9 protein-coding genes are annotated in these 11,662 nt (G+C 63.4%); 1 reads left to right on the top strand and 8 read right to left on the bottom strand.

Annotated elements, in window-relative coordinates:
* Window position 1: 1 nt before the first annotated feature.
* From BKM74_RS16470 to BKM74_RS16450, 5 genes are all read right to left on the bottom strand, one after another.
* Entirely contained in the window at window positions 2-1,684 is a 1,683-nt protein-coding gene (locus tag BKM74_RS16470) for an ABC transporter substrate-binding protein (protein ID WP_086466802.1), read from the bottom strand.
* A 144-nt stretch (window positions 1,685-1,828) separates the two neighbouring features.
* Entirely contained in the window at window positions 1,829-2,584 is a 756-nt protein-coding gene (locus BKM74_RS16465) for an ABC transporter ATP-binding protein (protein WP_245825975.1), read from the bottom strand.
* Window positions 2,581-3,312: an ABC transporter ATP-binding protein gene (locus BKM74_RS16460; RefSeq protein WP_086466801.1), complete on the bottom strand. Its 732-nt coding sequence runs from the start codon at window positions 3,310-3,312 to the stop codon at window positions 2,581-2,583. The genes BKM74_RS16465 and BKM74_RS16460 overlap by 4 nt, the downstream gene beginning before the upstream one ends.
* Window positions 3,313-3,322: 10 nt before the next feature.
* Entirely contained in the window at window positions 3,323-4,204 is an 882-nt protein-coding gene (locus tag BKM74_RS16455) for a branched-chain amino acid ABC transporter permease (RefSeq protein ID WP_086466800.1), read from the bottom strand.
* A gap of 17 nt (window positions 4,205-4,221) precedes the next feature.
* The gene (locus tag BKM74_RS16450) at window positions 4,222-5,184 is read right to left on the bottom strand and encodes a branched-chain amino acid ABC transporter permease (RefSeq protein WP_086466849.1); all 963 of its coding nucleotides are present in this window, start codon (window positions 5,182-5,184) and stop codon (window positions 4,222-4,224) included.
* Between the two features lie 265 nt (window positions 5,185-5,449).
* Here BKM74_RS16450 and BKM74_RS16445 point away from each other — a divergent pair, with 265 nt between their 5' ends.
* Window positions 5,450-6,685, top strand: coding sequence for an amino acid ABC transporter substrate-binding protein (locus tag BKM74_RS16445; RefSeq protein WP_086466799.1), 1,236 nt, complete (start codon window positions 5,450-5,452; stop codon window positions 6,683-6,685).
* 171 nt (window positions 6,686-6,856) lie between these two features.
* On the opposite strand, the gene BKM74_RS16440 is transcribed toward BKM74_RS16445, so the two are convergent.
* The 3 genes from BKM74_RS16440 to BKM74_RS16430 form a co-directional block, all read right to left on the bottom strand.
* Window positions 6,857-8,392 carry a sulfatase family protein gene (locus BKM74_RS16440; RefSeq protein WP_086466798.1) on the bottom strand — a complete coding sequence of 512 codons (1,536 nt, stop codon included), beginning with the start codon at window positions 8,390-8,392 and terminating at the stop codon, window positions 6,857-6,859.
* Between the two features lie 161 nt (window positions 8,393-8,553).
* Window positions 8,554-9,588, bottom strand: a complete 1,035-nt coding sequence (locus BKM74_RS16435) for a TAXI family TRAP transporter solute-binding subunit (protein ID WP_086466797.1) — start codon at window positions 9,586-9,588, stop codon at window positions 8,554-8,556.
* Window positions 9,589-9,649: 61 nt separating this feature from the next.
* Window positions 9,650-11,560, bottom strand: coding sequence for a TRAP transporter permease (locus BKM74_RS16430; protein ID WP_086466796.1), 1,911 nt, complete (start codon window positions 11,558-11,560; stop codon window positions 9,650-9,652).
* Window positions 11,561-11,662: the final 102 nt, after the last annotated feature.

Raw genomic sequence — 11,662 nt, 5'->3', positions numbered from 1 at the left:
CTTACTTCTTGTAGCGGATATTGTCCGCCCGGAAGTCCATCGCGAAGGTCGGCGACCACTTCCATTCGATGTCCTTGCGCTTGCCGTAGAACACGACATTGCGGTGCAGGACGGTGTAGGCCGGGTCCTCGCGCTCGGCGATCTCCAGCATGCGGCGGAAGGCCTTGCGGCGCTCCTCATGGTTGGTCGAGGTTTCCAGCACGCCCGAGAGCTTGTTGAACTCCTCGTTGCTCCACTCGCCGACCTGCTGCTGCTGGCCGTTCGGGCCATGCTGGTTGACGATGGAGCTGACCGGATCGCTGAACGGGGCGGAGTTCGACCAGTCGCGGATTGCGCGCGGATCATTGCGGTCGAAGATCTGCTGCCAGTTTTCCTTCATCTGGATCTCGACATTGAGACCCACGGAACGCCACATCTCGGTCAGGATCTGCGCCGTCTGAACCTGGTTGGTGTAGTAGTTGTTGGTGACGCGGAACGGGATCGGCTCGCCCTTGTAGCCGCTCTCCTTCACCAGCTTCTTCGCCAGTTCGGGATTATATTCCGGCACCTTCCAGTCGGCGTGGAACATGTCGGCGTAATATTCCCACTGCAGGCCGGCCGGCACGCTGGTGCGGCCGCCCCACAGCGCATCGACGATGGCCTGGCGGTCCATGGCGTGGGTCAGCGCCTGGCGGATGCGCGCATCGGCAAGCTGCGGATGGTTCTTGTCGAACACGATCAGCCGGTGGTTCAGCACCGGGCCGCCGACCACCTCGAACTTGTCGTTCGCCTCGATGGTGGCGATCTGGTCCGGCGGGATGTCGCTGGCAAAATCATACTCGCCGGACAGCAGGCCGTTTACCCGGCCCGGCACTTCCGGCACCACGACGTAGCGGATTTCCTTAACAGTCGGCTTGCCGTTGAAATAGGAATCATGCGCCTCCAGCACCAGCACGTTGTCCGGGCGGAACTCCTTGATCTTGAACGGGCCGGCGCTGATCGGGTTGCGCGCCCAGCTCATCCAGTCCTTGGCCTCGAGGAAGGCGCGCTTGGAGATGATCTGCGAGCCCATGCGGGCGAGGCGGCCTTCCATGGTGACGTCGGGCACCGCGTTCACGAAGCGCACGGTGTACTTGTCCACCACCTCTACCCGCTCCAGCGACGGCCAAAGGCGGCGCGCGATGGCCGGCACCTCCGGCGGCAGCTCCGGGCCGGCCTGGGTGTTGGTGGTGGTGAACAGCGTCTTGCTGTCGTCCGACTTGATGGTCTTGTCGTCCTGGCCAGCGCGGCGCGGCGGCTTGTCGCCGAACATGCGTTCCTTGCCGAAGCTGAAGGCCACATCCTCGGCCGTCACCTCGTCGCCATTATGGAAGGTGGCACCCTGGCGCAGCTTCAGCTCGACCGTCTTGTCGTCAATGCGCTTCCAGGATTCGGCGAGGCCCGGCACCGGCGCCAGATCGCCCTGGCGGTCCAGATCGATCAGCGGAGAGAAGATCATCGGGAAGACGCGTGCGCCGACATTGGACTGCTCGCGAAGCGGCGTCAGCGCGCCGGAATTCACCACCTGCTGCACGGCGACGCGCACCACGGGGCGGTCATCGGCCCGCGCGGCGCCCGGTGCCATCAGCGCGGCGACGGATAGGGTCGTGGTCAGCGACAGGCCCAGCGCAAGCGCGGCCCGTCGGCTGAGAAAGGGGAACTGCATGATGCCCTCCAGCCTTGAAAAGGATCGGCGGCGCCTGAATGGCGTGCCGGGGGCACCATGAAGGTTGTTGATTAAGCCCGCATGTCGGGCCGGTGTTGGTTTCGTGACAACTCGGTTCGAACGGTTGCCAATCCCCGCTCCGCGTCAGTCGATCCTGTAATCCAGCCATTCCGCGATCATCTCGCGCAGCCGGCTGTCGCCCTTGAAGTCGGCGGCGTCGCCGTCCGCCTTGTTCTGGCCCAGTTCCAGAATATAGACATGGTCGGAGATGTTGACGCACTGCCGCACATTCTGGTCCACCAGAATGACGGTGACCCCCTGCTCCGGCAGCGCCTTGATGAAGGCGTAGAGCTCCTGCGACAGCTTCGGCGCGATCATCGCCGTCGGCTCGTCGAGCATGACGATCTTCGGCTCCAGCGCCAGCGCGCGGGCCAGCTCCAGGAAGCGCTGCTGGCCGCCCGACATGCTGCCGGCCATGTCCTTGCGCTTCTGCTTCAGGATCGGGAACTGGGCATAGGCGCGTTCCAGCGCGCGCGCCATGCGCGCCTTGTCCTTGCGGAACACCCAGCAGCCGAGGCGCAGATTGTCCTCGACCGACAAATCGTTGAACAGGCTGCGGTTCTGGGGAACATAGGCGATGCCGCGCTCGATGAACTGATAGGGTTCCAGCCCGTCGATGCGCTCGCCGGCCAGCCGAATCTCGCCGCGCTGCGGCTTCAGGAAGCCGTACAGCGTCTTCAGCGCGGTCGATTTGCCGGCGCCGTTCGGGCCGATGATGCCGGTGATCTTGCCTTCGGGGATCTTCAGATTCAGGCCGTTCAGGATGCTGATGTCGCCATGGTAGGAGACATAGACGTCCTGCATCTCCATCAGCGGTACATTCGTGGGCATATCGGTCATGCCGAGGCACTCCCCAGATAGGCTTCGATCACATCCGGATTGTTCTTCACCTCATCGACCGATCCTTCGGCGATCTTCCGCCCCTCGTTCAGGACGATGATGTGGCTGGACAGGCGGTAGATGGAGGTGAGGTCATGGCTGACCAGGATGAAGCTCTTGCCCTTGTCCAGCAGCCCCTCGATACGCTCCAGCAGCAGCTGGCAGAGCGAAGGGTTCACCCCGGCGAAAGGCTCGTCCAGCAGGATCAGCTTCGGGTCCAGCATGATGAGGCGGGCCAGCTCCAGCAGCTTCTGCTGGCCGCCTGACAGCTCCTCCGCATAATTCTGGCGCAGCCCGTGCAGGTTCACCTGGGCCAGGCACTCCTCGGCCTGCTCGGTCAGTTCCGCATCGCTGAGGTTTGACCCCAGCAGCGGCACCAGCAGATTGTCGATCAGCGTCATCCGGCGGAACACCCGTGGCACCTGGAAGGTGCGCCCGATGCCCAGCCGCGTGACCTCGTGCGGGCTGCGGCCGATCAGCTCCTCTCCCTCAAACCGGATGCTGCCGCCATCGGCCTTGTACAGGCCATTCAGGCAGTTCATCACCGTGGTCTTGCCCGACCCGTTGATGCCGATCAGGCCGAGGACCGTGTTGCGTTCCAGCGTGAAGGAAACCTCGTTCACCGCGACCAGACCGCCGAAGCGCTTCACCAGATCGCGGGATTCCAGAAGAATGTCGTTCGCCGTCATCGTCCTGCCCTCACGATGTCCGTGCCTTGCCGAGCAGCCCGTTGGGCCGGAAGAAGATCACCAGGATCATGATCGAGAAGCCGATGATCGGCGCCATGGTCTGCGGCAGGAAGACGATGGACATCTGCTCCGCCAGGCCGAACACCAGCCCGCCCAGAATCGCCCCCATCGGGTTGCCCAACCCGCCCAGCACCACGACGATGAAGCCGATCAGCGTGTAGTCAACGCCGACGAACGGGTTGAAGGACGGGAATACCATCGACACCATCACGCCGCTGGCCCCGGCCAGCCCGATGGACAGCGCGAAGGCGGCGGCCGACAGGCGCTTGATGTTCACGCCGACGATCTGCACCGCGTCGCGGTTCATGATCGAGGCGCGGATCGCCTTGCCCGGCAGGGTGAAATAGAGAAACCAGGCCAGCACCAGCAGGATCGCCACCGTCACGCCCATGGCGACCAGCCGGGCGGTCGGCAGATACAGCATGCCGACCTTCATGGAGATCGGCTCGAAGCTGAAATCCAGCGAACGGAAATCGGCCTCGAACAGCAGCAGCATTGTCGCCGCCAGCATCAGCGAGACGCCGTACATCACCAGCAGCGAGGCCAGCATGGGGTCGTCGGAACGCTGCAGGCGCGGCATGACGAGGTTGTTCAGCAGCCAGCCGAACGCCATGAAGCACAGGAAAGCCAGTGGCAGAGCCAGCAGCGGGTGCAGGTCGAAAGCGTTGTAGAGCACGTAGCAGAAATAGGCGCCGGCGATCAGGAATTCGCCATGCGCGAAATTCTTCACCTGCAGCACGCCGTAGAGCAGCGACAGGCTGACGCCGATCATCGCGTAGATGACGCCGAGGATAAGGCCGTTGGCGAGGCCGTTCAGGATCAGATAGGTCATGATTCGCGTCTCCCGGCCTACAGGATGTACCGCCGCCAGGACGGCTTGCGCTGGATGATGCTGCCGACGATGCCGCGCGGCAGGAACAGGATCAGCAGGATGATCGCCAGGCCCAGCAGGAACAGGTTGAAGATCGGGAAGCGCTGCCAGATCAGATCGTCGATCCAGACCATGACGATGGCGCCGACCACCGGGCCGGTCACCGTGCCGAGGCCGCCAGCGATGGCATAGATCACGGTCTTTGCCGTCACCAGGAACTGGAAGGCGCTCTCCGGATCGATGATGTTGGTGTACCAGGCCTCTACCCCGCCAGCCAGCGCACCGAACAGCGCCGACAGCATCCAGGCCTTCAGCCGCGTGGCGACCACATTCACGCCCATCACCTCGGCCGCCTGGTCGTCGTCGCGGATCGCCCGCAACGCCTTGCCGAGGCGCGACTGTGCCAGCCAGGTGATGGTCAGCAGCGCCGCCACCATGACAGCCAGCATGTAATAGAAGGTCACCACCGGGGAGATGCTGAGGCCGAGATTGATGCCGTAGCTGCCGCCGGCCCAGCTCTCCGGCAGATTCACGATGACCAGCCGGCAGATGATGGCAAGCCCCAGGCTGACAATGGCGAAATAGATGCCCTTCAGCTTCAGGGTCGGCGCGATCAGCAGGCTCAGCAGCACACCGCAGACCCCGCCCGCCAGGATCGAGAAATAGACCGGCACGCCGAACATCTTGGTCAGGATCGCGGTGGCGAAGGCGCCGATGCCGTAGAAGGCGACATAGCCCAGCGGCATGTAGCCGGTGAAGCCGGCAATGATGTTCAGCCCGGTCGCCATGGTAATCCACAGCATCAGGTAGAAAGAGAAGGACAGCGACGTGCCCAGCACCGGCACCAGCGCCAGCGCGGCGACGATGGCCGCCATGGCCGTGAACCATATCCGGTTACGGATGGTGGCGATCGCGGAATCGTCCCTCGAATCCGTTGCCATGAATGAAGCCCCCTCGGTCTTCGGATACGCCGCCATCTCTATCCGGACGGCATGCATCCACTGCAGTGCAGCGGTGATTTATGGCAGGCACTTGTAAATAGGTTTCACAACAGTGACAATGCCGCCGTGTCAAAAGACGGCATAAAAACGATCTGAAAATTGCTGTCGTTTCCATCGGCGGGAAGGCTTGTTGCCAGGCCTGCCCACCGGAAATTAACGGGGAAGGCCTCGATCGGAAGATCCGGGGTGTTTAGGAGGTATCACGATGAAATTCCCGAAACTATTGACCCTCGCAGCGGCGTTCGCAGCGTTCGCCGTGCCGGCGCTCACGCTGCCTGCCCCTGTCAGCGCGCAGGAGACGCTGAAGATCGGCATGACCGTGTCCTCGGCGGGCCGTTTCGCGCTGGCCTCGCAGTCGGGCGAGCGCGGCGTGCAGATATGGATGGACGACGTCAACCGCCGCGGCGGCCTCGATATGGGCGGCAAGAAGTACAAGGTCGAGCTGGTGAAGCTGGACGACCGCTCCGACAAGCAGATGGTGCCGCGCGTCTATGAGACGCTGATCGAGGAGCAGAAGGTCGATCTGCTGTTCGGCCCGTTCGGCTCCACCCTGACCAGCGCCGCGACCGCGGTGACGGAGCGCAGCAACAAGTTCCTGGTGATCTGGTCGGCGGCTTCCGACTCGATCTACGATCAGGGCGCCAAGCACCTGATCTCCGCCTCGCAGATCGCCTCTTCCATGATGGCGATCCCCAGCGTCGAGCTGGCGGCGAAGCTGGGCGGCAACAAGAAGATCGCCATCGTTTATCTGGACGAGCCCTTCCCGGCCGGCATGGCCGCCGGCGCCGAAAAGCTGGCGAAGGCAAAGGGCATGCAGGTCACGCAGTTCGAGAAATTTGCGGCCGGCACCAAGGATTTCTCGATCCTGATCCAGAAGGCACGCGCCTCGGGCGCCGACTTCTTCTATCCGGTGGCCTATGAGGGCGACCAGATGGCGATGGTCCGCCAGATGAAGGAGATGAACGTGAACTTCCCGTTCACCTTCATGCTCTATGCCGCGCAGCCGCAGTTCCAGGACATCGGCAAGGATGCGGAATACATCTACAGCCACACCCTTTATCACCCGGCGATCAACTGGGACGTGACCGACGGGCTGAACCGCGAGGAAGTGGGCAAGCGCTACAAGGCGCTGTTCCCGGACGTCGCCTATGACGCCGATTTCCAGACTGCGCTGGCCTATGCCGCCGGCGTGGTGACGGAGAAGATCCTGACGACCGCCGGGACCACCGACGCCGCCAAGATGAAGGAAGCGGCGCTGGCGCTCAGCGGCAAGATCGTCACGATGGCCGGGCCGTACGAGATCGAGGAAAGCGGCAAGCAGGTCGGCATGCAGAACGTCATCATGCAGAACATGCCGGGCAAGGGCCTTGCCGCCGTCCATCCGGAATCGGTGAAGACCGCCGATCCGATCTTCCCGGTGCCGGGCTGGGACAAGCGCTGATCTGGTAGCGCAGTTCCATCTGCCTAGTTCCAAAGGGGGGCGCCGGTCACGGCGTCCCCCTTCTCTTTGGGGCAGGCTGGCATTCAGGCAAGAAAAAACCCTGCAGGGTTAATGCCTTGCAGGGTTTTTCTTATTAACTGGGCGATGAATTGAAAACGCTGCCGCAGGGCATCAGACCAGCGCCACCTGCTCAAGCGGCTGTTGCCGGGCCTCCGGCAGATTGTCGTAGAGGTCCGCAATCAGGTCGCTCTTGATCCCCGCATATTTCGGGTCGTTCCAGAGGTTCACCCATTGCCGGGGATCTTCCCGCAGATTGTACAGTTCCCCTTCCGTGCCGTCATGCACGGTGGATTTCTCGCAGGCCGTCAGCACATAGCCATCGCGGTACAGCGTCCGCAGATGAATGGTATGGCCATTATAGCCGCCATCCCATTCGGTGATGACGCGCTCCCGCGTGCCATCCTCGCTGGTCGGCATGACAGCGCCCTGCATGCGCGGGTCGGGATCGACCCCGGCAATGGCGCAGAAGGTGCGTGCCAGATCGACATGACCGACCGGCTGCTCGACAACCGACGGGGTAATGCCGACGGCCGGCGCCGGTCGCCAGACCATGGGCAGGCGCATCAGCGCATCGACATGGTACGGCCCCTTGAACATCATGCCGAAATCGCCCTGGAACTCGCCATGATCGGCGGTATAGAGGACATCCGTGTCCTGCCCCCAGCCGCGTGTGCCGATATAGGACAGCACGCGGCCGATCGCCTCGTCGATCAGCTCGTTCTCGATATGGCACATGGCGTTGATCTCGCGGATCTGGTCCGGCGTCAGCTCTGCAGGCACGAACTCGGCCGGCAGCTCGTAATTGAACTGCGCCTTACCGAGATACCAGTCCAGCCAGTGGCGCGGCTTGCCCTCCAGCACCTTCACCGTTGCCTCGACGCTGCCCGGATAGGCCTCAGGCAGATCGAGATCGCGCCAGTTCACGCGCTTCAGTTCGGAAGAAGGCGGATCCCAGGGATGATGCGGGTCCGGAAAGCTCATCCAGACGAACCAGTCCTCATCCTCGTCGAGGTTCCCCAGCCAGTCGATCACCCGGTCAGCGGTCCAGTCGGTGTGATAATGTTCGCGCTGGATGTGATTGTGCCAGACCTGGATACCGCCGGTATCGCCGCCGCGCTTGCAGCTGATGGTCTTCTGCGGCGTCACATATTCCTGAAAGAAATCCACCTCGTCCGGATGATTCTCCTGCAGCCACTTCGGATAATGATAGAGGCTGCGCCCGGCGCGGCCGGTATGGGCGCACAGCTCCATATGCTCGAAACCGCGATGCGGGCCATACAGCCCCTTGGAGGCGGCATAATTCTCGAAATACGGGCCGCCCGGCGCCGAGGACGGCTCGAAATGCGCCTTGCCGATCAGCGCGGTGCGGTAGCCGCCCTGCTCCTTCAGCAGGCGGACCACATCGGGCGCATCCTCCGGCAGCGGGATGCCGTTCGAGATGACGCCATGACTCCGCACATGCTGGCCGGTCAGCATGGTCGAGCGGGCCGGCATGCAGACCACATTCTGGTTATGCGCGCGCTTGTAGTTGATGCCGGCGGCGGCGAGGCCATCCACGACCGGCGTTTTCGCAACCTTGCCGCCATTGCAGCCCAGCGCGTCATGCCGCTGCTGGTCGGTGGTGATGAAGAGAATCTTGCGTCCCATCAGGGGTTCCTTTCGGCGTAACCCGGTCCATTCGGGCAAACGGGCCCTCGCACGGCCGGCTGGCCGGGACCGGAACAGTGGGATTTTGGTTGGTGGCGTACTCCCGGTTCCGCATCGGGCAACCGGGAGTACGCGGATATGGCGGGTGCGTTGTCGGGCGCTTACTTCTTCGCTTCTGGCGGCACCAGCTCGTCGCGGATCGCCACACCGCGCTCCTTGTAGTAGCGGTAGGCGCCGACATGCAGCGGCGCGTTCATCTCGGCCAGCGCATTTTCCGGCTTGATGACACCCATCCACTGGGCCTCGGCCTTCAGGGCGCTGTTGTTCTCCATGATCGTCTTGGTCACATTGTAAATGACCTCCTCGGACATCCATTTATGCGTGCCGAGACCGACCATGGTCTGCAGCGTGCGGATGTTCTCCTCATTGACCTGGTTGGCGCCATAGAGGTCCTTCGGAATCTCGGTAACGACACGGCCCGGGATCGCCATCGCCTTCTTGATGCTGTCGGCTTCCATCGCCTGCTCCGGCAGGCTCAGCAGCCGGATCTTGCCGAGTGTCGCCAGCTGTACGATGGCCGGGTCCGGCAGCGCCTTCGGCGACATGTGTGCGTCGGCCTGGCGGTCCTGGAAGGCCTGCATGCCGGAGTTCCAGTCGACATTCAGCTGGGTGAAGTCAATGCCCGCCTTGTAGCCAGTCGCCGCGTCCAGCATCTGCACGGCGGTCACGGTCGCCGCGCCGCCCGGCGGGCCGAGGAAGACGCGCTTGCCCTTCAGCTCCTTCATATCCTTGATGCCGCTGTCGGCCCAGACCACCATGTGATAGGCGCCCAGCGGGTAGTTCAGGATCATCCGCAGATTCTGGAACAGCTCCGGCGCGTCGCCCATCTTCGCGTACATGTTGATGCCGTTGCGCATGAAGTGATTGACCGACGAGGCCGTGGTCAGGAATTCCAGATCCTTCTTGGCGGCATCGACGGCCTGGCGCACCAGCGGGCGCCCCGTGGTGATCTGCGCCTTCTGGCCCAGCTTGTCGCGCAGCAATTCGGTCGCGGCGATGGCGAACACCATATCGGTCGAGGATTGCGACATGGTCTGCCAGCGATAAACCTGGTCGCTGGCGGCGGCGACAGTGCCGCCACCGGCGACAGCGGCGAGCATTGCCCCGGTGAGTAGGATGGCTTTGAGGGTTTTCATTTTGATCCTCCCTGCCCCAGTGGGGCTTGTTTGACGTTTCTCTTGGTTGATTGCAGGGGCGTCAGCCGAGCGCAAAACGCCTCTGCCGTTGCCGGATGAGCATGGAAAGGCCGAGCAGGACCGCGCATCCAACGACGATTTCCACCTCGAACCGGTTGCTGAGCAGCGCCGCCAGCGGGGCCAGGCCAATGATCCCCCGGAACACACAATGCAGGGGCGCCAGCGCCGCCCCGTCATAGGCGTAGAAGGCCGTCGATAGCGCCAGGATGGCGACACTCAGTGCCAGGATGGCGATGACGAACTGGCCGAGGTCGAAACTGTCCAGCACCAGCAGCAGGCTGGGTTCGATCACGAAGATGAACGGAATGACGAAGCCGATGAAGGCCAGCCGCAGGGCGGCAATCGCTGTCGCCACGGGATGCGAGTTGGCAATGGGAGCCGCTGCGAAGACCGCCACCGCCACCGGGGGCGTGATTGCGGACAAGACGCCGAAATAGAACACGAAGAGATGGATCGCCAGCGGCTCGATCCCCAGCTCGCGCAGCGACCGCCCCATCACCAGCACGATCACCAGATAGGCTGGCAGCGTCGGCATGCCCATGCCCAGGATCAGGCAGGTGGCGGCGGTCAGCAGCAGGGCAAGCAGCAGATTGTTCTCGCCAAGCGCGGCCACCGTCGAGGCGAAGCTGAGGCCAATGCCGGTCAGGTTGAGCGTTCCCAGAATAATGCCGATGGCGGCGACCGCGACGACGATGGACGCCCCCGCCGCGCCGCCCTTCACGACGGTATCGAGGATACGCATCGGGTTCCGGCGCAGGTCCGGATTAAGCGCCAGGGCCGTCACCAGCACGGCGATCACCGCGCAGAACCCGGCCATTGCCGGCGAGCGGCCCGCGACCAGCACGGCGATGATGACCGCGATGGGGATCACGAACATCAGCGAATCCAGCATCGTCTTGCGGTCGATACGCTCGCGCTGCTCCGGCGGGATCGGCTGGATACCGGCCTTGCCCGCTTCCAGCGAAACCGCCACGAACAGCGCACCGTAATAGAACAGCGCCGGCAGCAGTGCGGCCAGACAGATCATCAGATAGGACATGCCGATCAGGTCGGCCATCAGGAAGGCCGCCGCCCCCATGACCGGCGGCATGATCTGCCCGCCGGTCGATGCCGCCGCCTCGATAGCGCCGGCGGTCGCCGGTTTGAAGCCGCGCCGGATGATCATCGGAATGGTGAAGGCGCCGGTGCCAACGACATTGGCCACCACGCTGCCCGACATGCTGCCGAACAGGGCGGAGGAGACGATGGCCGCATGCCCCACGCCGCCACGCGTCCGGCCGGTCAGGGCGAAGGCGATCTTGATCAGCGCGTTGCTGGCGCCCGTTCCTTCCAGCATCACACCGAAGACGACGAAGATCAGCACGACCTGGATGACGATGCTGAGCGGCGTGCCATAGACGCCCTGGAAGCCGTACCAGACCATCTCCATGGTAACCGCGAGGCTGAACCCGCTATGGCCGATGGCGGATGGCAGGTAGCCGCCGAACAGGCCATAGAGGAAGGCCACGATGACGAACAGGAACAGCGGCAGGCCGAACAGCCGGCGCGTGGCTTCCAGCAGCACGCAGACGCCCAGGAAGGCGATGAAGATATCCGTCTCGCCATAGGACACCAGCATCGTCGAGAGTTCATCCGCCGCGCTGACGAAATACCAGATGGCGATTGTGAAAGCGGCGACCGCCGCTATGTCCGCCAGCCAGGCGAGGATCAGGAGGAACTTTCTCCCCTCCGGAACGGCAGCCGCCAGCGGGCATCCCAGCAGGACAGAGACGACCGAGGCATAGACGATCAGCGCGCGCGTATAGGCAATGTCATAAACGCCAACATAGGCCACGATGATGGCATTGACGGCCAGCGCCAACCCGAGCGCCGCCGCCACATATCCGAAAATCCGCGTTGGCAGGGCGATCATGCCAGCCCTGCCGAAGCAAAGACGGAGTCGAGGCGTGATGCAGGCCGTTGCGTTGTCATTCTTCCCCCCTTGGTCCCCGGCACCATCCGGCTTCTTGCGACC

The sequence above is a fragment of the Oceanibaculum nanhaiense genome (genome assembly GCF_002148795.1).
GTDB classification, from domain to species: domain Bacteria; phylum Pseudomonadota; class Alphaproteobacteria; order Oceanibaculales; family Oceanibaculaceae; genus Oceanibaculum; species Oceanibaculum nanhaiense.
Note: the sequence above shows the minus strand (reverse complement) of the source record. Positions and strands in the feature narration are given on the sequence as shown.